The organism is Undibacterium sp. Ji42W (genome assembly GCF_049340405.1).
Classification (GTDB): domain Bacteria; phylum Pseudomonadota; class Gammaproteobacteria; order Burkholderiales; family Burkholderiaceae_D; genus Undibacterium.
On the sequence record NZ_JBMPOV010000001.1, the window covers coordinates 369,210 to 391,781 of the forward strand.

The 22,572-nt window shown below is 48.1% G+C and carries 36 protein-coding genes, 1 tRNA gene and 1 pseudogene; 26 read left to right on the forward strand and 12 right to left on the reverse strand.

The annotated features are described in order from the left end of the window. Positions 1-13 precede the first annotated feature (13 nt). Positions 14-469: a phage tail protein gene (locus tag ACO0LG_RS01695; RefSeq protein WP_423022706.1), complete on the forward strand. Its 456-nt coding sequence runs from the start codon at positions 14-16 to the stop codon at positions 467-469. Next, positions 469-1,476 carry a contractile injection system protein, VgrG/Pvc8 family gene (locus tag ACO0LG_RS01700; protein ID WP_423022708.1) on the forward strand — a complete coding sequence of 336 codons (1,008 nt, stop codon included), beginning with the start codon at positions 469-471 and terminating at the stop codon, positions 1,474-1,476. The genes ACO0LG_RS01695 and ACO0LG_RS01700 overlap by 1 nt, the downstream gene beginning before the upstream one ends. Positions 1,477-1,499: 23 nt before the next feature. Here the strand turns inward: ACO0LG_RS01700 and ACO0LG_RS01705 are convergent, their stop codons facing one another. The 5 genes from ACO0LG_RS01705 to ACO0LG_RS01725 all read right to left on the reverse strand — a co-directional run bounded on the left by ACO0LG_RS01705 (position 1,500) and on the right by ACO0LG_RS01725 (position 4,734). Then, on the reverse strand, positions 1,500-2,084 hold the full coding sequence (locus ACO0LG_RS01705; RefSeq protein ID WP_423022710.1) for a hypothetical protein: 585 nt from the start codon (positions 2,082-2,084) through the stop codon (positions 1,500-1,502). A 35-nt stretch (positions 2,085-2,119) separates the two neighbouring features. Further along, positions 2,120-2,632, reverse strand: coding sequence for a hypothetical protein (locus ACO0LG_RS01710; protein WP_423022712.1), 513 nt, complete (start codon positions 2,630-2,632; stop codon positions 2,120-2,122). A 33-nt stretch (positions 2,633-2,665) separates the two neighbouring features. Beyond that, the gene (locus ACO0LG_RS01715; protein ID WP_423022714.1) at positions 2,666-3,514 is read right to left on the reverse strand and encodes a hypothetical protein; all 849 of its coding nucleotides are present in this window, start codon (positions 3,512-3,514) and stop codon (positions 2,666-2,668) included. Positions 3,515-3,661: 147 nt separating this feature from the next. Continuing rightward, a complete protein-coding gene (locus ACO0LG_RS01720; RefSeq protein WP_423022716.1) occupies positions 3,662-4,303 on the reverse strand; it encodes a hypothetical protein in 642 nt (213 codons plus the stop codon). Then, positions 4,303-4,734, reverse strand: coding sequence for a helix-turn-helix domain-containing protein (locus ACO0LG_RS01725; RefSeq protein WP_423022718.1), 432 nt, complete (start codon positions 4,732-4,734; stop codon positions 4,303-4,305). Before ACO0LG_RS01725 ends, ACO0LG_RS01720 begins: the two co-directional genes overlap by 1 nt. A gap of 56 nt (positions 4,735-4,790) precedes the next feature. Between ACO0LG_RS01725 and ACO0LG_RS01730 the strand changes: the two genes are divergently transcribed. The 15 genes and pseudogenes from ACO0LG_RS01730 to ACO0LG_RS01800 all read left to right on the forward strand — a co-directional run. Further along, entirely contained in the window at positions 4,791-5,003 is a 213-nt protein-coding gene (locus ACO0LG_RS01730) for a hypothetical protein (protein WP_423022720.1), read from the forward strand. A gap of 8 nt (positions 5,004-5,011) precedes the next feature. Beyond that, positions 5,012-5,200 (forward strand): hypothetical protein, encoded by a 189-nt coding sequence (locus tag ACO0LG_RS01735; protein ID WP_423022722.1) that lies wholly within the window; start codon positions 5,012-5,014, stop codon positions 5,198-5,200. A 66-nt stretch (positions 5,201-5,266) separates the two neighbouring features. Beyond that, positions 5,267-5,449 (forward strand): hypothetical protein, encoded by a 183-nt coding sequence (locus ACO0LG_RS01740; RefSeq protein WP_423022724.1) that lies wholly within the window; start codon positions 5,267-5,269, stop codon positions 5,447-5,449. Next, on the forward strand, positions 5,446-5,706 hold the full coding sequence (locus ACO0LG_RS01745) for an ogr/Delta-like zinc finger family protein (RefSeq protein WP_423022726.1): 261 nt from the start codon (positions 5,446-5,448) through the stop codon (positions 5,704-5,706). The genes ACO0LG_RS01740 and ACO0LG_RS01745 overlap by 4 nt, the downstream gene beginning before the upstream one ends. 101 nt (positions 5,707-5,807) lie before the next feature. Continuing rightward, complete coding sequence (locus tag ACO0LG_RS01750) at positions 5,808-5,963, forward strand: hypothetical protein (RefSeq protein WP_423022728.1); 156 nt, start codon at positions 5,808-5,810, stop codon at positions 5,961-5,963. Positions 5,964-5,965: 2 nt separating this feature from the next. Further along, positions 5,966-6,136 carry a hypothetical protein gene (locus ACO0LG_RS01755; RefSeq protein WP_423022730.1) on the forward strand — a complete coding sequence of 57 codons (171 nt, stop codon included), beginning with the start codon at positions 5,966-5,968 and terminating at the stop codon, positions 6,134-6,136. Beyond that, positions 6,123-6,332: a hypothetical protein gene (locus tag ACO0LG_RS01760; RefSeq protein WP_423022732.1), complete on the forward strand. Its 210-nt coding sequence runs from the start codon at positions 6,123-6,125 to the stop codon at positions 6,330-6,332. The genes ACO0LG_RS01755 and ACO0LG_RS01760 overlap by 14 nt, the downstream gene beginning before the upstream one ends. Further along, on the forward strand, positions 6,329-6,613 hold the full coding sequence (locus ACO0LG_RS01765) for a hypothetical protein (protein WP_423022734.1): 285 nt from the start codon (positions 6,329-6,331) through the stop codon (positions 6,611-6,613). The genes ACO0LG_RS01760 and ACO0LG_RS01765 overlap by 4 nt, the downstream gene beginning before the upstream one ends. 6 nt (positions 6,614-6,619) lie before the next feature. Continuing rightward, positions 6,620-6,871 (forward strand): hypothetical protein, encoded by a 252-nt coding sequence (locus ACO0LG_RS01770; protein ID WP_423022736.1) that lies wholly within the window; start codon positions 6,620-6,622, stop codon positions 6,869-6,871. Next, positions 6,871-9,555 (forward strand): toprim domain-containing protein, encoded by a 2,685-nt coding sequence (locus ACO0LG_RS01775; RefSeq protein WP_423022738.1) that lies wholly within the window; start codon positions 6,871-6,873, stop codon positions 9,553-9,555. Before ACO0LG_RS01770 ends, ACO0LG_RS01775 begins: the two co-directional genes overlap by 1 nt. An 18-nt stretch (positions 9,556-9,573) precedes the next feature. Beyond that, positions 9,574-9,720: a hypothetical protein gene (locus tag ACO0LG_RS01780; RefSeq protein WP_422977950.1), complete on the forward strand. Its 147-nt coding sequence runs from the start codon at positions 9,574-9,576 to the stop codon at positions 9,718-9,720. Further along, positions 9,717-9,872: a hypothetical protein gene (locus ACO0LG_RS01785; protein ID WP_423022739.1), complete on the forward strand. Its 156-nt coding sequence runs from the start codon at positions 9,717-9,719 to the stop codon at positions 9,870-9,872. The genes ACO0LG_RS01780 and ACO0LG_RS01785 overlap by 4 nt, the downstream gene beginning before the upstream one ends. Position 9,873: 1 nt before the next feature. Beyond that, complete coding sequence (locus ACO0LG_RS01790) at positions 9,874-10,062, forward strand: DUF7706 family protein (protein ID WP_423022741.1); 189 nt, start codon at positions 9,874-9,876, stop codon at positions 10,060-10,062. 17 nt (positions 10,063-10,079) lie between these two features. Beyond that, on the forward strand, positions 10,080-10,259 hold the full coding sequence (locus ACO0LG_RS01795) for a hypothetical protein (protein ID WP_423022743.1): 180 nt from the start codon (positions 10,080-10,082) through the stop codon (positions 10,257-10,259). Then, positions 10,222-10,596, forward strand: a pseudogene (locus ACO0LG_RS01800) (recombinase family protein); the annotation flags it as partial. The gene ACO0LG_RS01795 and the pseudogene ACO0LG_RS01800, both read left to right, overlap by 38 nt. Before the next feature lie 15 nt (positions 10,597-10,611). Here ACO0LG_RS01800 and ACO0LG_RS01805 read toward each other — a convergent pair. Beyond that, on the reverse strand, positions 10,612-10,782 hold the full coding sequence (locus ACO0LG_RS01805) for a hypothetical protein (RefSeq protein WP_423022745.1): 171 nt from the start codon (positions 10,780-10,782) through the stop codon (positions 10,612-10,614). Here ACO0LG_RS01805 and ACO0LG_RS01810 point away from each other — a divergent pair. Next, positions 10,759-11,814: a recombinase family protein gene (locus tag ACO0LG_RS01810; RefSeq protein ID WP_423023272.1), complete on the forward strand. Its 1,056-nt coding sequence runs from the start codon at positions 10,759-10,761 to the stop codon at positions 11,812-11,814. The genes ACO0LG_RS01805 and ACO0LG_RS01810 overlap by 24 nt on opposite strands. Here the strand turns inward: ACO0LG_RS01810 and ACO0LG_RS01815 are convergent. After that, positions 11,771-11,847, reverse strand: a tRNA-Met gene (locus ACO0LG_RS01815). The genes ACO0LG_RS01810 and ACO0LG_RS01815 overlap by 44 nt on opposite strands. 128 nt (positions 11,848-11,975) lie before the next feature. On the opposite strand from ACO0LG_RS01815, the gene ACO0LG_RS01820 reads away from it, so the two are divergent. Further along, positions 11,976-12,545 (forward strand): NUDIX hydrolase, encoded by a 570-nt coding sequence (locus tag ACO0LG_RS01820; protein ID WP_423022747.1) that lies wholly within the window; start codon positions 11,976-11,978, stop codon positions 12,543-12,545. A 54-nt stretch (positions 12,546-12,599) separates the two neighbouring features. On the opposite strand, the gene ACO0LG_RS01825 is transcribed toward ACO0LG_RS01820, so the two are convergent. Further along, entirely contained in the window at positions 12,600-13,802 is a 1,203-nt protein-coding gene (locus tag ACO0LG_RS01825) for an ammonium transporter (RefSeq protein WP_423022749.1), read from the reverse strand. 187 nt (positions 13,803-13,989) lie between these two features. Here ACO0LG_RS01825 and aat point away from each other — a divergent pair, with 187 nt between their 5' ends. The 5 genes from aat (at position 13,990) to ACO0LG_RS01850 (ending at position 18,117) form a co-directional block, all read left to right on the forward strand. Continuing rightward, entirely contained in the window at positions 13,990-14,706 is a 717-nt protein-coding gene (gene aat / locus ACO0LG_RS01830) for a leucyl/phenylalanyl-tRNA--protein transferase (RefSeq protein ID WP_423022751.1), read from the forward strand. Then, positions 14,703-15,434, forward strand: a complete 732-nt coding sequence (locus ACO0LG_RS01835; protein ID WP_423022753.1) for an arginyltransferase — start codon at positions 14,703-14,705, stop codon at positions 15,432-15,434. The genes aat and ACO0LG_RS01835 overlap by 4 nt, the downstream gene beginning before the upstream one ends. Positions 15,435-15,495: 61 nt before the next feature. Then, the gene (locus ACO0LG_RS01840; protein WP_423022755.1) at positions 15,496-16,542 is read left to right on the forward strand and encodes a quinone-dependent dihydroorotate dehydrogenase; all 1,047 of its coding nucleotides are present in this window, start codon (positions 15,496-15,498) and stop codon (positions 16,540-16,542) included. A gap of 15 nt (positions 16,543-16,557) precedes the next feature. After that, the gene (locus tag ACO0LG_RS01845) at positions 16,558-17,601 is read left to right on the forward strand and encodes an aldo/keto reductase (RefSeq protein WP_423022756.1); all 1,044 of its coding nucleotides are present in this window, start codon (positions 16,558-16,560) and stop codon (positions 17,599-17,601) included. Positions 17,602-17,685: 84 nt separating this feature from the next. Further along, positions 17,686-18,117 carry a hypothetical protein gene (locus ACO0LG_RS01850; RefSeq protein WP_423022758.1) on the forward strand — a complete coding sequence of 144 codons (432 nt, stop codon included), beginning with the start codon at positions 17,686-17,688 and terminating at the stop codon, positions 18,115-18,117. 64 nt (positions 18,118-18,181) lie between these two features. On the opposite strand, the gene ACO0LG_RS01855 is transcribed toward ACO0LG_RS01850, so the two are convergent. Beyond that, positions 18,182-19,138: a peptidylprolyl isomerase gene (locus tag ACO0LG_RS01855; protein ID WP_423022760.1), complete on the reverse strand. Its 957-nt coding sequence runs from the start codon at positions 19,136-19,138 to the stop codon at positions 18,182-18,184. A 236-nt stretch (positions 19,139-19,374) separates the two neighbouring features. On the opposite strand from ACO0LG_RS01855, the gene yiaA reads away from it, so the two are divergent. Both yiaA and ACO0LG_RS01865 read left to right on the forward strand, forming a co-directional pair. Further along, positions 19,375-19,815: an inner membrane protein YiaA gene (yiaA, locus tag ACO0LG_RS01860; RefSeq protein ID WP_423022762.1), complete on the forward strand. Its 441-nt coding sequence runs from the start codon at positions 19,375-19,377 to the stop codon at positions 19,813-19,815. Positions 19,816-19,852: 37 nt separating this feature from the next. Beyond that, positions 19,853-20,332, forward strand: a complete 480-nt coding sequence (locus tag ACO0LG_RS01865) for a hypothetical protein (RefSeq protein ID WP_423022764.1) — start codon at positions 19,853-19,855, stop codon at positions 20,330-20,332. 73 nt (positions 20,333-20,405) lie between these two features. Here the strand turns inward: ACO0LG_RS01865 and ACO0LG_RS01870 are convergent, their stop codons facing one another. The 3 genes from ACO0LG_RS01870 to ribB all read right to left on the reverse strand — a co-directional run bounded on the left by ACO0LG_RS01870 (position 20,406) and on the right by ribB (position 22,572). Then, positions 20,406-21,329: a methyltransferase domain-containing protein gene (locus tag ACO0LG_RS01870; protein WP_423022766.1), complete on the reverse strand. Its 924-nt coding sequence runs from the start codon at positions 21,327-21,329 to the stop codon at positions 20,406-20,408. Positions 21,330-21,644: 315 nt separating this feature from the next. Beyond that, positions 21,645-21,845, reverse strand: a complete 201-nt coding sequence (locus ACO0LG_RS01875; RefSeq protein WP_423022768.1) for a hypothetical protein — start codon at positions 21,843-21,845, stop codon at positions 21,645-21,647. A 43-nt stretch (positions 21,846-21,888) separates the two neighbouring features. Continuing rightward, positions 21,889-22,572: a 3,4-dihydroxy-2-butanone-4-phosphate synthase gene (gene ribB, locus ACO0LG_RS01880; RefSeq protein ID WP_423022770.1), complete on the reverse strand. Its 684-nt coding sequence runs from the start codon at positions 22,570-22,572 to the stop codon at positions 21,889-21,891.

The following is a 22,572-nucleotide window of genomic DNA, read 5'->3' on the forward strand; positions in this document are numbered from 1 at the left end:
AAGGACTATAAAAATGATGATGTGTTTAAGTCAGTTTGTATTCAGCATGTCTACAGCTACCTATCAAGATTTTCAGCAGCAAATAGAGTGGAAGCACCCTAACACCTCCCGCGTGGGGGAACGCGACGCCCATCAGTTCACCGGGCTTGGTGATAACACAATTAACTTAAGCGGCTGGATGGCACCGGCCTTTGCCGGTGACCCGGCTTCTTTGGATGATCTGGAAGAAATGGGAGACATTGGCGACGCCTATGTATTGGTGGAAGGTACTGGCCGCATCTATGGGCAATTTCTCATCACGCACCTGACAAAAGGCAAAAGCCTGTTTTATGCAGATGGCTTGCCACGCCGAATAGAATTTTCTATTAGTCTGAAGCGGTGCGACCTGGGCGACCAGGTAGACCCGCATGCAGGCGGCCCAGATCAGGGCGAAGAAGTTATTGACTGGGAAGACATCGACTTAGAATAATGAGAACTCCAAAACCTGCATTTGCCGTGACGCTGGACGGCCAAGACATCACCAGCAAAATATATTCTCGTCTGGTCAGCCTGACGCTGACAGAATCACGAGAAGACGCCGTGGACGAATTAAACATCACCATTGATGATAGTGATGGCCGTGTGGCGATACCCCGTAAAGGCGTCAAAATCACTTTACAGCTGGGCTGGCAAGGTAGCCCCATGGTGGACAAAGGCACCTTTGTGGTGGACGAAGTGGAACACGAAGGCGCGCCCGATATGCTAGTACTACGCGCCCGTAGTGCCGAGATGGCAAAGCAGGTACGCACCCGCAAGGACCGCAGCTTTGATCAAATAACAGTTGCCGACATCGTGGGCCAGATCGCCAAAGACAACGGCCTAACGACTCGCGTTAGCCAGTCGTTGCAAGGTAAGGTCATTGACCACATCGACCAGACTAACGAATCAGACGTGAATTTTTTAAACCGGCTGGGCAAGCGGTTTGATGCTGTTGCCACGGTCAAAAAAGATGCATTGCTGTTCCTGCCTATTGATGAAGGCAGCAACAGCAAAGGCGAAAGCTTGCCCACCATCACCCTGGAACGCCGCGACGGTGACAAGCACCGCTACCATACCGCCAGCCGAGACGCTTACACCGGCGTGCGCGCCCAATGGCATGACCCCAACGACGCGAAGGAAAAAAGCGAGTTGATAGGCGAAGACGACAACCCCAAACGCCTGCGGCACACCTATCCCAATCAGGAGGCAGCAGAGCAAGCAGCAAAGGCAGAAATGAACCGGGTAAAACGTGGCAAGGCAAGTTTGCAATTTACACTGGCGTTGGGCAGGCCAGACATTACCCCCATGATGGGCGTCACCATTCCAAGTCTAAAAGCGCCTATCGGAGACACTGACTGGATAATTGTCAAAACCACGCACAACATCACGGCACAGGGGTTTACAACCCAATTGGAGATGGAAACGAAAAAAAAGCAAGAAGAAAGCAGTACAAAATGAAGAAGTAAAATAAAAAAATGAAGTTACGGTTTCACAAATTCTGAAAAATGAGGGTGCTCTTTTATTCCCACATATACGTTATAGGAATAACCAATCCTGCCATCATTACCTCTGCCAATCAATTCTTTGTAAGAAGTAATAAATCCGGAGGACGTTTTCCAATTTCTAAAGTCCTCATAAACACCTCTTTGATCCAAATATTTATTGTAGATATTATTAATGCCATAGTATGAAGAAATATCTGCATAGTCTGATTCACTAATTTGACAGCTCACACCAATAAAATTGCTGTCCCGGTCAAAAGCAACACTCAAGACCGCCTTAGACTCGTATTTGGGAATTAAACAAATAGGAGTGCCCCCATTTTTTTTTAACGGAGAATTATCAGGGCTGATTTCTAGAACACAAATAGAAGACGTGCAATTATTGTGATACTTTCCTTCAAAGTCTGAAGAGTTGTTTGGACCATCATATATTGCGTAGTCGACTTGTTTTTTTACTTTAGCACTCGACTCCTTGCTAGAATTATCGTTTGTTCCACTACAACCAGATAAAGTGAAAGACAATATTGCCAATACCTGTATTGTGTTGAGTTTAGAATTTTTCATATTCTTGCACCAAAAAGTGAATAATTAACCAGTGTCTATGTCCCTGGAATAATCTCACCTGGGCCAACTATACGAACAACAATGTTATAGATTAGCTTTTGTGTACCAATCTCAATTTTTGCAGAGCAACTCATTCCTGAAAGCGCCCTAAAGTTGAGTTTTCTATCGAGAAAACAAAAACCTTCTATTCCATTGACTACTTGTGGAACCTTAGGATTACTTGCATGCGGAAGGTAAATTCGTTCAAGTGGCAAAGTTGTCAAATTAGGATTTATCTTAAGATCAAATCTAGAACCGGCAAATCCCAATGGGGTTAAATCACTCTTTTTATCAATTATGCTGATCATGATATTTCCATTTTTTGGCATGGAAACTACAACAGAATCACAGTTAATAGTGCGCCCATTTATTTTTGTTAAATCCTCACTCTGTTCACCTTGTTTTGAATATGATTTCTCGCAAGCGGCGGGGTAAAGATAATTTGCCGCACCTGCATTTCCAGAAATAAATACTACTGAAGCAATCACGACTGAGAATAGATTTTTCATACTTGTCCCTCTGGATTTATCGCTACAAGAAATTCATTCATATTCAGATTGTGGAGGTCTTTTTACAGGTGATCTAGAGACAGCCTTTTTAGTTTGCTCTAATTCTTTCCAAATTGAACTTCCATCAACTAAAACACATTGCATTAATGAACCGTCTGGATTTTTTACTTTACCGCCAATACTAAATCTATCGCCGGAGTGTTCGCAGACTTGAGTGCTGTTTTGCACTGTCTTGGCTTCGGTCGCAGTACGATCACTAAAAAATGCCCAGGCAAAACTAGATACAGAAACTGCCAACAACACAGCAAGAATTTTATTTGTTACCTTTATTTTTTTTAAACTAGCCTGCGACTGTTCACATTTTTTACATGGCTGCGGAACTGCTTTAATCTGGTGAACTACTGTTTGAGAAGAAACCAGCACAGAATCAGGTATTTTTTTGGTTTCAGGTATTGATATGTTAGTCGTTGATATTGACGGTTTGGAGTTAGAAACATCCGTATCTTCATCAATCTTTTTGCTGTCCAATTTTTGCTTTTTACTGAATTTTTCTATCTCAATATCGAGAAATTCACAAACTTCTTTATATTTTGAGACCGGCAAAAATTTAATTTTCTTTATTCCATAGCCACGTAGAAAATCATTGTAGATGTCAACTGTTTGTCGGTTTGTTAAGGAAGCTAATTCTTCTGCGCGTGCAAACATATTTTTCCGCTGAATACCGTTGACAGTTTCAATCTCCCTAGGTTCGTCTGGAGTATTAAAATTAACTGTAACTACATTTCCATTCGATGTCACGCTACTAGCGTCACCATTTGCTACCTGACCGACATTACCTCTAAATTCATTATTTGCTGTCATTTGAAAATTACGCTCATTCATTCCAACACTTTAAACGGTGTTTATCTAAAAAATTTTTGCTGTGCTGAACATGGGTAGAAAACGCCATGTTGTTTGTGGCGACAGTTTTGCCGCGCCTTTCAAAAATCAGCTTCAAATCAAATGGCCGGTAGTCGAACTGAAAACAGTTCATTGAATCGGAAGACCAAGTGCCTTGTATGCAAGCCCCAAAGCCATCGCTTCGTCAACGGCAAAACTTTCTGCTGTGGCGTTCATCCTTTTAACCTGTTCGATGTTCCCTTTTGATAATGCGGCTATCTTTGCTTGCATGGTCAGTGCCCATTTTTTATGAGCGTCAACTGCGTCAGTCATATAGCGTCTTGCATCAGCTTGAGTAACATCAGGCACTTTGATGCTATTTGATTTTTCTAACGTTTCGAGTATTTCTCCGAATGTCATATCAACGGGCTTAGTCCGCTCTAAATCAGGGACTTCCTTTTTTAAAAGGATACGTTGCAATACACCGGAAAAATCATCCATCTGCTGAGCAAATTTGTTTTCAATTGCACCAATTTCAGCATGGAGTCTCTGCAATTTGACTACATCCGAATCTTGCTGAGAAATCGTTGATGTGGCCTCACCAGGTGAAACTGCATATCCAACACCAGACAAGATCAACGCTACGAAAATAAAGGTGAAAAATATGCTTTTCCTTGTAGGAGCAGGCTGATCATTCTCCGCGAATTTTTTCGGGGAAATCATGCCAATAATCACCGCTATCAGTGAGAGGAAAGCAAATAAGAAGGCTATGCGGGATATAAACTCGCGCATTATTTATCCTTACCGATATTGAATGTCTGAGGCGCAGTAATATTGCCTTCGACGTTTTGACCAACGCCACCATGGAAAACATTTTTTGGTTTTGGTTCATGCGGGGTCATTCCGCTGATCAAAGCAAGGACACCTGCTTTGCCCCGTAGGTCTAGTGATCGCAGACCAGTAATAACATCGCGTTCATCATTACTTAAAGTGTTATCACTTCTCTTACCTGTAATAATGTAATAAATATCCGCGCCTAGCTTGTCCAAGCCTTCGAGATAAAGTAAATCTGGTTTGGTATCTTCTGACTCATATTTAATCTGCGTCATTGACGTTTTATCAAGAAAAGCAGCTACTGCTTTTTGTGTAAGCCCTAGCCGCTGACGCTCTGCCGCAAGCCTGGCCCCAAAACCAAACAATTCTTTAGTTTTTTCTGTTGACATCTAAATTATTCTTTACTATGATTGCGTTACTCGATAACGTAACACAATGATACATTATGTCAGTTGACACACGCACATCATTTAGACGCGCACCTAAAATTAAAGGTGCTACGCGCACCCCTATATCTCTTTCCTCGCATGAAGTGGCGCAGGCAAATATGTATGCCATTGCTGAGCAACGTTCCTTTGCCTTCTTTCTGCGCATGATGTATTTGCGCGGTCTCAAGGACTACGAGAATGAATTAGCCAACAACAAACAACCAGGATAGGACGCACCATGTATCCAGACCCTAAACGCCTAAAAAATAACAGACTCACAGTTCGTTTTGACGACTACGAGTTTGAATTGATCATTGCTATTGCCAAGTTTCAGGGCGAACAACCGGCAGCACTGCTGCGTGAATTGGTGCTGAAAGAAGCTGCCAAGCTTGATCAAAATGGCAACCTCATAGTAGCGACAAAGTAATTTTATTGACAGTCGCTAACAAGACACTTTAGAGCCGACAAAAAGATGCCTTCAATGAATTTGGATTTGAACGACGAAGAATTAGCCAAGCTGGAAGCGGTACGCGTTCAATGGGGGTTGCGTGATCTTGATGAAACGGCTGTCTTCCTGGCTAAACGTGTTTTGCGCGAGAGCATGAAGAGTATTACCGGTCGTGGCCGGGCAATGATTTTAGTTTCACTTGAAGATTTTGAAAGGACAACGGAATGAGAGTAATCGGTCTGCCATGCCCTCATTGCACGCAAAGTGTGCGCGCTATTAAAAGCCGCACGATGTCACCCATGTTTAAAGAAATCACATACCGCTGTCAGAACGTCGATTGCGGTCATGTCTTTATCGCAGGCCTGGAAGTGCTGCGCACAGTATCACTCTCTGCTGTACCTAACTATGACGTGAAGATACCTATTTCTAGGCACGTCAGGGCTTCAGCCTTGAATCAGTTGTCGTTAAACCTGACCGCTGCATGACGCTGATCTAGCCGCAGCAATTTAAACAATTTGTAGTTGCCAGCATGCCTGTTCCCCAGGCGTGAGGGACTTTTTTTATCTAAAACTTTAGAGGGGTAACCATGCGTTTGACATTTGCAACCCGTTTTGTCCTGGCGCGGGAAATTCACAAGCTTCTGGCGTCATCACGACGCGGGCCAACAATGAGCCGCCTGTATTGCCGTAGCCTGATAGGCGAAGTCATCCACGATCTGGGCGGCCTGGCCGGGGAGTGGTGATTATGAAACAGCCTGGCGATGAATTCACTATCGACATCTTCAACAAGCCTGGTCCTGGCCGTCCACGCAAAGCCACGGCCAAGAGTGCAGCCCAGCGCGCCAAGGAGTACCGCGACCGTCAGAGAGCGCGCAAATTCAACTTCTTACGAGGTAATCGCAATGAGGCTGCCTGATGACGTGTATGTGGCATTGCTGGGCGCGATTAGCACCGGCATTGCCGAAAGTTCCCGCTTGTTGGCGATTGCCATTCGCCTGGAAGATCTGGAAGCAGAAAGGGAATACTCAAGAAACATTAATCTGCTTGAAGAAGCCCGGCGATTGTTAAGCGTTGAACGGCATTATTTTCGTGACGCGTTACCAAAAACATGACCCTGCCACCGCCCACACAAGACGAATTGCGCATGGTGCATGCCGCTTTGCACCTTGAAGTGCCATTTGACCAGGCATCGCCCTTGATTCTGGCGACCCTAACAACGATTGCACATTGCTGGAGAGGCCGTATACCGGCGCATTTGTGGGGAAGGTCTGAAAGCCCGGCAAGCGCAAGGAAACAGCCACAGGGGCGCTTTGCTGGCTTTGGTGGCCATCCAGATGACAAACAAGCAGCAACAACCGATTTTAAACGCCGCGCAAGTGGTGATTTTGACTGAATGAATATGACTATTACACCCACCACAATAGATTTATCTGAGCGCGACCGCCAACCCATCATACGGATTGAAGCGTTTTTTTATCCCTGCGAGTTATATGCAACAAGGGACAAGCTCTTCAACATCCTGACCCAGATTGACGGAAATAACCCGGCAAATATAGATATATATCAAGGCTTATGCACGCTTAGTTACAGTCTCAAGCATGCAAACAGCGACATGGAAGCAGCGGCCAGAAGAGTTAAGGCGGGTGCGTAATGGATGCATCGTTACAGCAAGAAATACTTGGCCGTCTTCTGAAGGAATTCAGGTTTAAAAAAGAAATGAAGGGCTATTTGCGCGGCGGTGAGTGCCCGACCTGCAAGAAAAAAGAATTGTTTGTCCATGCGGGCAATCCCTGGGTAGTCCGTTGTGGCCGCCTGAATAATTGCGGTGAAACATGGCATGTCAAAGACCTGTATCCAGAATTGTTTGATAACTGGTCTGACCGTTACAAGCCACTGCCAGAGAATAACAACAACCCCAACGCAGCAGCAGACGCTTATCTGAGGATGAGCCGTGGCTTTGACCTGTCAAAAGTTCAAGGCATGTACACGCAAGAATCCTATTTTGATAGCAAGCTGAAGCTAGGCAGTGCTACGGTCCGCTTTCCATTTGCTAATGGATGGTGGGAAAGGCTGATAGATCAGCCGTACCGCTTTGGTAAGAAGAAAGCCAATTTTCAGTATGGCATGAAGTATTACGGCCATTGGTGGAAGCCTGACAATGTGGTCATTCAGTCGGTGAAAGAAATATGGCTTGTAGAAGGCATTTTTGACGCCATAGCACTGATGCATCACGACATACCAGCGGTAGCCCTGGGTAGTTGCAATAACTACCCAGAAGAGGCTTTACGCAATCTGGAGATATCACGCGGTAACAAAGACTGTACGCTGGTCTGGGCCTTGGACGGTGATAACGCTGGCCGTTCCTATACAAAGAAACACGTCGAGCAAGCCCAGGCAGCAGGCTGGAATTGCGTTGCAGCACAGATACCGCAAAAAGGCCGGGGCAAAATTGACTGGAACGATTTACACCAGCGCGATGGCCTGACCGAAAAGGACATAGAGGAATACAAGTATCACGGTGCTTTGCTGATCGCCAAGACAGCACAGGAAAAGGCCTTGCTGATCTATCGCCACGATGGTGACCAGACTGAATTCTATTTTGACTTTAGCAACCGGTTGTACTGGTTCCGCTTGGATTTGGAGCAATACAACAAAGCCAGGCAGATTCAGGAAGACTCTGAAGACAGTACAACAATGTCTGAATATGCATTGCGTGATCAAGCCTTAGTTACATCGAGCACGATACGTCAAATAGCCAATTGCATGCCAAGGGCTTTGTACTTTCAAGAGAACCTGATTACCAACGAAAGCTGGTACTACTTCCGGGTGTCATTCCCGCATGACGGTGCGCCGGTGAAAAACACATTCACTGCGGCCCAGATCGCCAGTGCAGCGGAGTTCAAAAAGCGTTTGCTAGGTATGGCCGGTGGTGCGATGTATAGCGGCAGCAGCATGCAGCTTGACCGCATCCTTGCTGACCAGCTTTACAACATCAAGCGCGTGGACACCATTGATTACATTGGTTACAGCATTGAGCATGAATGCTATGTGCTGGGTGACGTGGCAATGAAAGATGGCATGTTGAATGAAGTCAACAGCGAAGATTTCTTTGATATTGGCAAATTGTCGATTAAGTCACTGAACAAGTCTGTACATCTGACGATAAACCGCGACCGGGACGACTACCGCACAGACTGGATAAACATGCTTTGGACTGCATTTGGTGCCAAAGGCCTGGCCGCGCTTACTTTCTGGTTTGGTTCCCTGTTTGCAGAACAAATCAGGGCGTCTCAGAGTTCATACCCATTTTTAGAGGTGGTTGGCGAAGCCGGTGCCGGTAAATCAACCCTGATTGAATTTCTTTGGAAACTGTTTGGCCGCAATGGCTATGAAGGATTTGACCCCAGCAAATCAAGCCTGGCTGCACGCGCACGAAATTTCAGCCAGGTTTCCTGCTTGCCGGTGGTGCTGATCGAGTCAGACCGTGAACGCATGGGCGACGATAAGAGCCACGTAAAGTCATTTGACTGGGATGAACTCAAGACGGCGTATAACGGGCGCAGCACTCGCGCCAGGGGCATGGCAACGGGCGGCAATGAGACTTACGAGCCACCTTTTAGGGGTGCCATCGTGATATCGCAAAACAACCCGGTAAACGCGTCTGAAGCCATCCTTTCGCGCATTGTCCACCTGTATTTTGACCGTTCAACCCAGACAGCCGAGTCAGGCGAAGCCGCCGACGCACTCAAATACATGGACGTTGAAAACGTTTCTGGTTTCGTGCTGGCCGCCACCAAGCGAGAAAAATCCATCATGGAAATGATCAAGAAACAGACGCCGGTGTACTTGAAAGAATTGCGCCAAAACCCAGCCGTAAAGATGCCACGCCTGGCGGAGACGCATGCACAAATGCTGGCAATTGCCGATGCCCTAGCCCTGGTAATAAAACTGACTGATAGGCAGCTTGATGCTTTGAAAGATCAAATCCGGGCGATGGCAGCAGAGCGTCAGCAAGTCATCAATAACGACCATGTACTGGTACAGGAATTCTGGGAGGCCTTCGACTACCTGGACAACGGTGATATGTCCATCCTGAATCATTCCCGTGACCCTAACTTTATCGCTGTCAACTTGAACCACTTCATGCAAGTAGCCGCCGAGCGCCGCCAGCAGGTGCCGCAATTGCGCGACCTCAAAAAAGTGCTCAAAACCAGCAGCCGCCGCAAATTTGTAGAAACAAACAGGGTAGTAAATAGCGTCATCCGTGGCACGCAATCTCCCCTGGCCACACCGTCAACATCCGTTAAATGCTGGATTTTCCAGACAGAAAAATAAACCAAGAAAGGACGAAATATGAGCTTTCAAGTCAACGTAAGAACAGTCACCGGCAAGTACCAGTACATTGCCATCGCCCAGGATGCCTGCGCAGTGTTTGGCGCGGCCTATGACTTTTTCGGCGCATGCGGTGTCACCGTCAAACCATGGCGGGGTGACAAATGATTGTGCCAAAACACCGCATTTTGCAGTTATTCGCCATCACTTACGCCCCAGGCAAGGACGCTGCAAGCCGCTATAGCGAGGTCGCAGTAATGCTGGGTATCGATGCAGACACAGTAGCCGCAATCGTGGCTGAAACCGTGGGGGTGCAGTGAAATGAAAGCCGTAAAAATTACGTCATATATGAATGATGACCAAGCCCAGGCGCTGACACAATTTCTTAAGCGAGTCAGCTTTTCGGACTTCAAAAAGCTTGCTGTCAGTATGGATGAAGCCTTTTTGATGCAAGAAGGTGCAATGAAAGTTGCGGATGCACTGGCAGACAATGGCTACAACCCCAGGTAATTTACTATAATTCAGGAATGTTAAAGACTCAAAATCCGCAAGCCTGGCAGCAGCTAATCAAGCTGCTTGCCGAGCAGATCGCAGACAAAATTTTGTCCGAAGATGAGACGGGTGCCGACTTGCGTGATAATCTTTACAATCAAAATCATGCAGAAAATCATGCGCGCAACCATTTACGCCCGGTACTCAACCGATAAACAACGCGAATCATCCATAGATGACCAGGCCCGCCAATGTCGGCGTCTGACAGAATCAGAAGGTTTTACTGTCGTCTCTGTCCTTGGAGACGACGGCATTTCAGGAAGTACCCCCGTACAACAACGCCCCAACGGTGCAAGGCTTTTAGCTGACGCACTCGCTGGGCGCTTTGACGCCCTGGTAGTTGAGGGGCTAGACCGCTTATCCCGCGATCAGGTAGAGCAAGAACGTATAGTCCGCAGACTTGAACACCAGGGCATCATTATTCTTGGCGTGTCTGATGGCTATGACAGCCGAATGGGTGGCCGCAAAATCATGCGCGGCGTCCGGGGCCTTATCAATGAACTGTATTTAGATGATCTTCGACATAAAACCCATCGCGGCCAGGCTGGCCAGGTAGGCCGAGGATTTGTCGCCGGCGGGAAATCCTATGGCTTTGACATAGTGAAAACTGATGCTGGTAGTACCTACGTCATCAATGAACAGCAAGCCGGGTGGGTGCGCTTTATCTTTCAAAAACATGCTGAAGGCATCAGCGCACAGCGCATTGCAGCAATTTTGAATGAAAAAGGTGTCCCTTCGCCCCGCAATAGTTCCTGGGCAGTTTCTGCTATCTATGGGTGTGCAAATAAAGGTAGTGGTATTTTAAACAATGAACTTTATATTGGCCGTTACGTATGGAACCGTAGCCAATGGGTAAAAGACCCGGATACAGGCAAGCGTCAGCGCATCGACAGACCTAAGAATGAATGGACCATTACCGAGGTGCCGGAATTGCGCATCGTGGCCCAGGAAGTATGGGACAGTGTTCAGAGCCGCTTGTCTGGCCATCGCTTGCGTGGCGGTCGGGGTTCTGGTTCCCCAGCTCGTACTTTGTTTGGTGGCATGATGAAATGCCCTTATTGCGGCGGTGCGATGATTGCTATCAATACCAGGCTGTATGGATGTAACAACCGCAAAGACCGGGGCACGATCGTATGCAAGGGGCTGAGCATATCGAGGGAAAAGACAGACAAGCGTCTGCTGGGTGTCATCCGTGACGAATTGTTGTCCCCATCAGCACTTGATGAACTTCAAGGCCAGGTACAGAAAATCATATCTGAACGCAAGAAGCAAGAATCAGCCGGTTTATATTCCGGCAAAGCACGTATACGCGAATTGACTGAGGAAATTGCACGTCTGGTGGACGCTATAGCGGCCATAGGACTTTCTGACGCCTTAAAAGCGCGCCTGATCGCCGCAGAGAGCGAACAGAAGCGCATTCAAAAGGAAATAGAACAAGTAGCTGGGCCGACTGCACAGGCCAGCGCAAAAGATGTACAGTCACGTATCAAGCGTATTCTGATGGATTTGCAAAACACCCTGGACACTGACACACAGCGCGCCCGTAAAATTATTGGTGATCTGTTTGGCGATATCCAAATCCTGAAACACAACGACGGAATCTACGCTGAATACAACAACGCCACCGTATCGCTATTAATGCAAGCCGGTGGCGTGTCGTCAAAAGTGGTTGCGGGGGCAGGATTTGAACCTACGACCTTCGGGTTATGAGCCCGACGAGCTGCCAGACTGCTCCACCCCGCGTCTGAAGAATGAAACTATACATGATTTTGCTGCTCCGCGCAATTCTTTTATGGGATCAGGACTTTTGCCGCACTTTTGCGGACAGGTGTTACACTTTGCAGATTCGCCAATTTTGACTCTTTTTGCTCATGAAATTCTGTTCTGAATGCGCGTCCCCGGTGGTCTTGCAAATTCCTGTTGATGATACCCGCGAGCGTTTTGTTTGCCCGGCTTGCGGCACGATCCATTATCAAAACCCAAAGATGGTCGTAGGTTCTATTCCTGCTTGGGAAGAAGATGGTGTCACCAAGATATTGTTATGCAAACGTGCGATAGAACCACGTCTGGGCTTCTGGACCCTACCTGCCGGCTTCATGGAAAACAATGAGACCACTGCACAGGCAGCGCAACGCGAGACTGAAGAAGAAGCTGGCGCTAATATCAAATTGCATGAGCTGTTCTCTATCCTAAACGTACCGCATGTGCATCAGGTGCATTTGTTTTACCGCGCCACCTTGCTGGATTTGAATTACGTTGCAGGAGTCGAGAGTCTGGAAGTGGCGTTATTTTCTGAAGAGCAAATCCCCTGGGATGAGATCGCCTTCCCCACCATCAGCCACACGCTGAAATTTTTCTTTGAAGATTTGGCGGGAGTTAAAAATGGAGGACGCTTCCAGATACATGAGCATGATATTTTCAAGCCCATGCGAGATGGTTGAAGTCAGGCTAACATCAAAAATGGGCAAATTTTTATTTGCCCATTTTTTTTGCCATCACCAACTGGTTTCGCGTTCAGCAGTCGATGAGATTTTATGTATAGCCAAATCTGCACCTTCAAATTCCTCTTCAGGATCCAGGCGTATGCCCATGAGTTTTTTCAGACTCGCGTAAATGATATAGCCGCCGACAAAGGCAATTGCAACGCCCATGAAGGTGCCTAGCAATTGCGACATGAAGCTGACACCACCAAGACCACCCAGAGACTTCAAGCCAAAGATGCCGGCAGCTATGCCACCCCATGCGCCGCACAGGCCATGCAGGGGCCAGACGCCGAGTACATCATCGACCTTCCATTTGTTTTGGGTCCAGGTGAACATCCAGACAAAGATGGCACCCGCTATCCCACCAGTGACCAATGCACCCAGTGGATGCATGAGATCGGAACCGGCACAAACGGCAACCAGGCCAGCCAGGGGGCCATTGTAGACGAAGCCTGGGTCGTTCTTGCCGAAAATAAAGGCGAGCAGCGTGCCGCCCACCATGGCCATGAGAGAATTCATGGCCACCAGGCCATTCATTTTGTCCATGGTTTGTGCGCTCATGACGTTGAAGCCGAACCAGCCTACGGTAAGTATCCAGGCACCAAGCGCCAGGAAGGGGATACTTGATGGCGGGTGGGCTGCAATTGCGCCATTCTTCATATAGCGGCCACGGCGCGCGCCCAATAACAGTACGGCGGGCAAGGCCACCCAGCCGCCAAAGGCATGTACGACAACGGAACCGGCGAAGTCATGGAATTCTTCAGAAAATACGACTTTCAGCCATGCCTGTATGCCAAAACGATGGTTCCATGCTATGCCTTCGAAGAAGGGATACAAGACACCAACCAGCAAAGCTGTAGCGATAAGTTGTGGGTGAAATTTTGCCCGTTCGGCAATCCCGCCTGAGATAATGGCGGGAATGGCAGCGGCAAATGTCAGCAAGAAAAAGAATTTGACCATTTCAAAACCGTTTTTGGCAACCAGCACCTCGGCACCGGAGTAGAACTGCACGCCATAAGCGATGGTATAACCGACAAAGAAGTAAGCGATGGTGGATACGGCAAAATCAACCAGTATCTTCACCAGGGCATTGACCTGGTTTTTCTTGCGCACGGTGCCCAATTCTAAAAACGCAAAGCCCGCGTGCATTGCTAGTATCATGATTGCGCCAAGCAAGATAAATAAAGCGTCTGCGCTGCTATTTTGTGCATTCATGCAAAATGTCTCCCAATATAAGTGCAAATTTGTATCAAAGGTGCACTGATAAAGCAAAATACATTCCAATTTGGTGCAATATATAAGTAATTGATTTAATGCGATTTTTTAAACCAGGTTATTTAATGAGTAAGTTTGATGCACTGAAATATAGCGCTTTTTTAGTGCGACCTGTGTCGGAGGCTGCGTGATCCCCTGGCTGGAATCGAATAGCCCCTTCCCTCACCCCAGCACCGCACTGACAGAAAAAGATGGCGCTGCAGGTTTGCTGGCAGCAGGCGCAGACTTGTCTGCCGAACGTCTGCTATATGCATACAAGAATGGCATCTTCCCCTGGTTTTCTGACGGGCAACCTATCTTGTGGTGGTCTACCGACCCGCGTATGGTCTTGCAGGTGCAGGATTTCAAACTATCGCTCAGCTTGAAGAAGCGTTTGCGTCAGGTCAGTAAAGACCCGCGCTGGGAAGTGCGCTTTGATACTGCCTTTGAAGTCGTGATGCGTGCCTGTGCCGCGCCGCGCAAAGAAGGTACTGGCACCTGGATTTCTGAAGATATCGTGGCTGGTTATAGCGACTTGCACAAGCTGGGGTATGCCCATTCCATAGAGGTGTGGCTGGATGGGGAATTGGTGGGTGGTGCTTATGGCGTCTGCATAGGCCGCATGTTTTATGGTGAATCGATGTTTGCCAGGGTCACGGATGCATCCAAAATAGCCTTGGCACACCTGGTATTTTTCTTGCGTGAACATGGGGTGAAAATGTTAGACTGCCAGCAAGAGACGGCACATTTGGCATCTCTGGGCGCAAAAGCAATCAGCAGAACCGAGTTTTTGCGCTGGGTGGAACATGCCAGTGCCTTGCCCGCGATTAGCAATTGGAAAATAGTCAACAAGATCAGCCCGTGACCCAGCTTAACGAACTCCCCTTCGCCAGCATACAGTTTTATGCGACAGCGCCCTACCCTTGCAGTTATCTGGAAGGCTTGCAGGCGCGCTCGCAAGTGGCAACGCCTGCACATCTGATTAATGCCGATGCATACTCTGAGCTGGTGAAAAGTGGCTTTCGCCGTAGCGGCATTTTTATTTACCGGCCGCATTGTGATAACTGCCAGGCTTGCACACCGGTGCGTGTGCGCGTCAATGAATTTGAAACTAACCGCAGCCAGCGCCGCGCCTGGAAAAAGCATGGCCATCTGCATGCGCGCGTTAGCAGCCTGAGTTATGTGCACGAACACTATGAGTTGTATCAGCGCTACCAGGGTGAGCGTCATTCTGGTGGCGGCATGGACAATGACAGCCGCGACCAGTATGCGCAGTTCCTGCTGCAAAGCCGGGTGAATACACGCCTGGTTGAATTCAGGGATGACAACAATATCCTGCGCATGGTCAGTATCATTGATGTGCTCACGGATGGCTTGTCATCGGTGTACACCTTTTATGACCCGGATGATGCGACTGCATCCTACGGCACCTACAATGTGTTGTGGCAGATAGAGCAAACACGTTTATTGAAGCTGCCTTATGTCTATCTGGGTTATTGGATCGCAGCTAGCCCCAAGATGGCTTACAAAACCAATTTCCACCCCCTTGATGCCTTGATGCAAGGGCGCTGGCAGACTTTACGGGAGCTGTGAAGCTGTCCTTTCTGTTTGTGTCTCAAAATTTATTTTCAACTCTTCTTCACCACCTATTTACATGTCTGCAAAACTTCTTTACTCCCTGATCCGCCCTGCCCTGTTTGCCATGGATCCGGAAAATGCCCATCACCTGACCTTACCTGCGCTGCAGCGTGCCAATAAACTGGGCCTGGGTGGTTTGCTGGGCAATAAACCTGCAGAAGATGCGCGCACTGTCATGGGTGTGCGTTTTCCCAATCCAGTGGGTCTTGCTGCTGGTCTGGACAAGGACGGTGCGTATATTGATGGCCTGGCGACAATCGGTTTTGGTTCGATAGAAATTGGCACGGTCACACCGCGTGCGCAAGCGGGCAATCCCAAACCACGCATGTTCCGCCTGCCACAGGCTGATGCGATTATCAACCGCATGGGTTTTAATAATGGCGGCGTCGATGCCTTTGTCAAAAATGTGCAGGCTTCGCGTTTTTACCAGAACAAACAAGGCGTGCTTGGCCTCAACATAGGCAAGAATGCAGATACACCGATAGAACGCGCCGCCGAGGATTACCTGCATTGCCTGGCCAAGGTCTACCCCTATGCCAGTTATGTGACGGTGAATATCTCATCCCCCAATACCAAGAACCTGCGCCAGTTACAGGGGGCGACTGAGCTGGATGCCTTGTTGTCGCAACTGAAAGAAGCACAGCAAAAACTGGCTGATGAGCATAAACGCTATGTGCCAGTTGCCCTGAAGATCGCTCCTGATATCGACGCAGAACAGATCAAGACCATAGGTGAAGCTTTGTTGCGTCATAAGATAGACGGTGTCATTGCGACCAATACCACTATCGCCCGCGATTCTGTACAGGGCTTGCCGCATGCAGAAGAAACTGGCGGCCTTTCTGGCAAACCGGTGTTTGAATTATCCAACCGCGTGATCCGCGCCTTAAAGGCCGAGCTAGGGAATGAGATACCCATTATCGGCGTGGGCGGGATTTTTTCAGGCGCAGATGCAGTAGCTAAAATGCGGGCGGGAGCGGCGTTGGTGCAAGTGTATTCTGGCCTGATCTATCAAGGCCCTGCGTTAGTCAAAGACTGCGCTGATGCTTTGCGCGGACACAAATAATTTATCTATACGATCATGAAGAAAATTTTACTCGGCACTAGTCAACTGAATGTATCCACTATCTGCCTGGGCACGATGACCTTTGGTGAGCAAAACACTGAAGCAGAGGCGCACGCACAGCTTGATTATGCGCTGGAACGTGGTATCAATTTTATCGATACGGCAGAAATGTATCCTGTCATGCCGCGTGCGGCTACGCAGGGCAAGACAGAGCAATACATAGGCAGTTGGATAAAAAAATCCGGCAAGCGCAGCGAAATCGTGCTGGCCACCAAAGTCGCAGGCCCATCACGCGGCATGGGCTGGATACGTAATGGCGAAAATGACTTGAATGAAAAAAATATTCGCGCGGCCATTGAGACCAGCTTGCAACGTCTGCAGACTGATTATATTGACCTGTACCAATTGCACTGGCCCAGCCGCAATGCACCCATCTTTGGACAAAAGCAATTTGATCCAGCACTGGAAAAACCCTGTACAGATATCGCTGAAACAGTGGCAGTATTGAATAGCCTCGTCAAGGAAGGCAAGATACGCGCTTTTGGTGTATCAAATGAAACCTCATGGGGTGTCAGCGAATTTATCAAGCAGGCAGAACTGCAAGGCGCGGCAAACATCGCCAGTATACAAAATGCCTACAGCCTGGTGAACCGTTCATTTGAACAAGGACTGGATGAAACCTGCTTCCGCGAAAATGTCGGCTTGCTGGCCTATAGCCCACTGGCATTCGGGCAGCTTAGCGCCAAGTATATTGACGATGCCAAAGCTCCTGGCCGCCTGACGATATTCCCGCCAACCTGGAGCCCGCGCTACATGCGCGCCAGCGTATTTGACGCCAGCAAACGTTATGCAGTACTGGCGCGCGAACATGGTTTTACCCCGGCTCAACTGGCTCTTGCCTGGTGTTATTCACGCAGTTTTGTCGCCAGTACCATCATTGGTGCAACGAACCTGACACAGTTGAAAGAAAATATTGATGCGCTGGATGTGCAACTCAGTGATGAGCTCCTGCAAGGCATCAACCGCGTTCACGAGGAACTGAACAACCCTGGCCAATAGCACTGTAGCGATGGGACATCTATAAAATGACAGCTCCGGCAAGAAGTTTTCAACAGGCATAAAATACAAGCGCAATTGCAACAAATGCCTATTGATCCTTTTACCGGAGAATCGAGATGTCTCAATGGCGCATTAATATTTTCAAACCCTTCATCTGCTTTTTTTGCCACAGGTGCTCTGTTAGTCATTGTTCTACAAAAGCTCGTAGCCAATATTTCCACCTCACATACATTCCCTTATGTAGCACTGGGTATTTTTGTCTTTGTCTTTTCTTCGTATCTGAACATCCTCGTCAGAAGCGGCTTTAATCAACCGGGCATTAATAACGCCGCTATTGACCCAACCGGGTCTTGGCTTGCAGCGAATTCATCTGGACAAGTATCCATCATCAGTAGCAATAACCCCGCGACACTAACGCAAGATGTAAGCGGTTCCAGTTCAGTCTCAATTATTGCTTGCAGTATTGACATAGCCAACCCCTGCCCAGTATCAGGCATGGACAGTGCGAGCTATTAGTAACGTCTGTTAGAGCAAACATACGTGACGTCTGAACAGGGCATCACGTAGATCATGCCTATGATTACTTTTGTGGCCTGACCGGCAGCGGCACGTTACACAGGTCAATATGCCCTGCCGGCACCTTGTACCAGTCACCGCCACGGTTTCTTTGTGCTTCGATAATCGATTTGAATGCTGCAGTATCGGTGCGTATGATTTCCAGCTTGCTGCGTTCAGATTCTGGCACATCGGCGGCTATTTTCACGCTCTTGATGGGCGTACGCTCCTCGGCTTTTTCATAAAAGCCCAGAGGCCCAGTACCACGGGGCAAGGTGGTCAATAACTCCATGCCTTGCACGACACGGCCTACGACTGTGATATTTCTATCCAGCTGTCTTGGAGCTTGACCTGTCACTACATACAATGATGTGCCATCGCCGCTATTGGCATCCGTGCCACGAGCCACACCTACACTGGCATAGCAATGTGCCAGCCATGCTGTGCCCGCTTTAGGATCGCGCCCTGCCGGAAAACCATTTGCATGGCCCACTTGCGGCGCATAGCCATCGACATCTGGCAAGCGCGTAAACGGCAGGTTGGCGGGATATTTGACAGTGAATTCACCATTGAGTTTGCGCTTGGCTGTTTTGACTTCCCGTTTTTCGTCCGGGTCTGCCCACTGTGCTACATAGTTTTCTTGAGAGCGCACGATAGCCAGGCCATCAAAATAGCCTTCCCGTACCAGTGTCTTGATATTTTGTGCATGATGGGGGGCGAAATTTGGTGCAAGCTCTATGACAACACGACCTTTTTCCAGATTCAGATACAACGTGTTTTCAGGATCAAGCGGCCTCCAGTCAGTGGCCTTGGAATCTTTAAGGATATCACCAAGATTCAGTTTGGATGCCTGCACTGCCTTGACAGGCGGGTTCTTGGCTTTAGCTGCTGCAGCTTGTACAGTAGCAGACAAGCACAGGCCTGCGACCAGGCAAGCTATCAAGGATTTTCCAGCGGGCACAGCAACAAAACGTAAAGACATTATTCGACTCCGGTAAAGTGCACAAAAAACAGAAGACCATTGCCGCTCAGGCAAGAATGGGTGACCTTACGCGAATGAGTTAATTTTGTCCATATACCCCCAATATATCTAACCACCCAATTAACTGATTATTTGGTGTGAATATCTTATTTCCTGGCTCTTCTCATTGTAATATTGCAAAAATCCAGCGAATCCGGTAAAACCTGATTCAATCTTTTATTTCAAGGAGTCCCTGTTTGAAACCTCAACTTCACGCACCTACTGGTGCATTTGTGGGCGCATCATGGGCCGCATTGTTCATCGGTGCAGCCACTTATTTTGCTGGCGTCTGGAATGCAGAGATGCAATTGAATGAAAAAGGTTATTACTTCACCGTATTGATGTATGGCTTGTTTTCTGCGGTTTCCCTGCAAAAATCGGTACGTGACAAACTTGAAGGCATTCCTGTTACCGGCATCTACTTTGGTCTGTGCTGGCTGTCGCTGGGTTTATCTATCCTGTTACTGGCTGTGGGCTTGTTCAATGCCACTCTGGGCTGGAGCGAAAAAGGTTTCTTTGCCATGGCGTTTTTGCTGAGTCTGTTTGCAGCTGTTGCAGTACAAAAAAATGTACGCGATATCAATCTGCTCAAGCCAGATGTAGATACGTTGCCCATGCATGACGGTCATGAAAACTGATAGTTATGTTTAAAACTACTTACCACTTTTACTCATCGTGAATCACAATACCCCTGACAATGGTGATTTTGCCGCCTATCTGGGAAATTTGGAAAGGCAGAACAAAATGGGGTCGCCACCAAGTTCTGTGCAAGACCTGGTCATTGAGGATTCAACGGATAAAGAAAAGCAGCAGATTCAAGAATTGGCTGAACTGCCGTCATTATCTGATGATGAATTGATGGCGCAAGCCCTGGCATCAGAGGGCTATGGCAATGAGTACGACCTTGATGACAGTATAGAAAACGATATTGACGCCAAACTAGAGTCGACAGATGGCCAAGAAACTGGTGAAGTTCACTTGGCATTTTTAGGTGAGCATGCACTGGCATTGGCAGATCAAGCAACGCTTGAAGAGCTGAATGATATAGCACCCATCACTGACGAAGAGTTAGCACAGCAGGCACTGGCAGCAGATTCTGATGAGCCTGAGGCGAATGACACAGATGACGTGGATAAAGATACGGCATCAGCATAAACCGGGAGTAGCAAAGAAAAACATCTGCATTTGATCAGCAAATGCAGATGTTTTTTATCTGGCTTGAAATTTCTTAACCATAGGCCAGCGACAAATGACCGGCACGCACTGCCGCCGACGATTTGACTTCTGCCTGCATGCTGTTTTGCAGTGATGCAATAGAACCACCAGTACGGTACTGAAAACTGACTTGCAGCAGATCACCTTCTTTTACCGCAACCGGTTGCGCCAGTGGCAAGGCCATATAATGATTCAACCAATCTATGGTGGATGAGGTTTCCATCAATACAGCCAGGATATTTTTAGTCACAAAACGCAAGGCACTGACCGTACCTGCTTTTTCTATCGTGAAGCTGCCTTCCCACTTGATCTGCATATCATTGGGCTGGCTGAAGTCAATAATGCTGTATAAGGCCGGTTGTGCCAGTTCCACTGTGTCTGCGGAAAATACGCCCGCTTGCTGGAATTGGATGATCGGCGCCTGGTAGCCAGAAAAATCATAAGTTTGCTGCAAAGGCTGCACGGCCATGACAACAGCCTCTGGAATAAACACAGGCATGGGCCCTCCGAATTTGGCTGCATAGCGTTTTTTGAAATTCTCGATCACCTCCACCTGTTTTTCGCGCAGCATGGCAACATGAATCATCTCGCAGATAACTACATCTACTGGCTCTGGGGGAAGGTATTCAAAAGCGTCAGCGTGAATGACTTCAACTTTTTCACCATCACGATTCATGGCCAGCAAACGACGTGCTTCATCCACCATGTCAGGATTGAATTCTACGCAATATATCTTGGACGCAGCTTGTGCAGCAAACCAGGACAGCACGCCTGTGCCACCGCCAAGCTCCAGCACTTTTGCGCCTTCAAATACCTGGCGCCGTATCGCCGCCTTGAAATTATCCATGCGGTTTAAATCCATCAACATATTGTGATGGTATTGCAGGGGGATAAACTGTCCGAGGTAGCAGCTCTCTGCTTCACGTTCAATCAACATGCTCACTCCTTCATTTCCTGGTTTCATCATGTGGCTGCCATCTGAAAGTAATAGGACAGTCATCTCTCTCGCCATCAATTAAACAAATACTGTATTTGTTTAATGATGGCTCTGGAACCTGATTATCCTAGTGTTGCAAGGAAATGAATCAGGGAGTTGAACAGCGAATCTGTATCAATTCTTGCTTATGGTAAAGACAGGAGCCTGCAAGATAGATGTAATGTCAACTTATGCGAAGAAGCGCGTATTTGCAATACCTGTTTTGAAAAAAGAAGTTTCAAAAATCTTGCTCGCGATCCGGCAGATGCGGACCCCTCAGCCTTTTTTAAGGCGCTCGCAGCGAGCGTCAATATAAGCCTTCGGTTGCTGCTCCCACCCCTCGCCTGGCGAAGTTTGAGAGCAGACTACATGCGCATTGAGTTTGCTATGCCACTTATACCAGGCGGCAGGCTCGGCATGCACCAGAGTGACGACCAACAACATGGTCAGCATCAATACTTTTCTGAATATGTTCATGCTCGCCCCCTGATATCAATGCGCTCTATGTAAACTTAGAATACTACACAGCAGTAGATGCGCGATAGCTGGCTAATTCATCGATAGTGAGTATCACGATATCGTGGGTCACTGCATATTCTATGATTTGCGCGCCCTTCGCCATGCTGCCATCGGTATTCATCAATTCACATAATACGGCTGCCGGTGCCAAACCTGCCATGATGGCCAGTTCAACCGACCCCTCAGTATGCCCCCGCCTGCTGAGTACGCCGCCAGGCGCTGCACGCAAAGGGAAGACATGACCGGGCCGCGCCAGATCATCAGGCCGGGCATCTGGCGCAATTGCGGCAAGGATAGTGGTAACTCTATCAGCGGCAGAAACGCCGGTAGTCACGCCTTGTTTGGCTTCTATCGACACTGTAAAGGCTGTGCCATAGCGGCTTTCATTACGGCTGACCATCGGTGGCAAATCAAGTTGCTGCAACTTGTCGTCAGTCAGGCACAGGCAGACGATGCCGCTGCAGTCGCGGATTAGTCTGGCCATGGATTCAACGGAGATTTTTTCTGCTGCGACGATGAGATCCGCCTCATTTTCTCTATCAAAGTCATCCATGAGCAACACGGGGCGGCCGTTACGCAGGTCTGCCAATGCTCTGGACAGGCGCTGATCAAATGGCCTAAGGGAAAGTAATTCCAGCTGGTCGGAAGTGGTGGATGGGAAAGTAGTGCTAATAGTATTCAACAT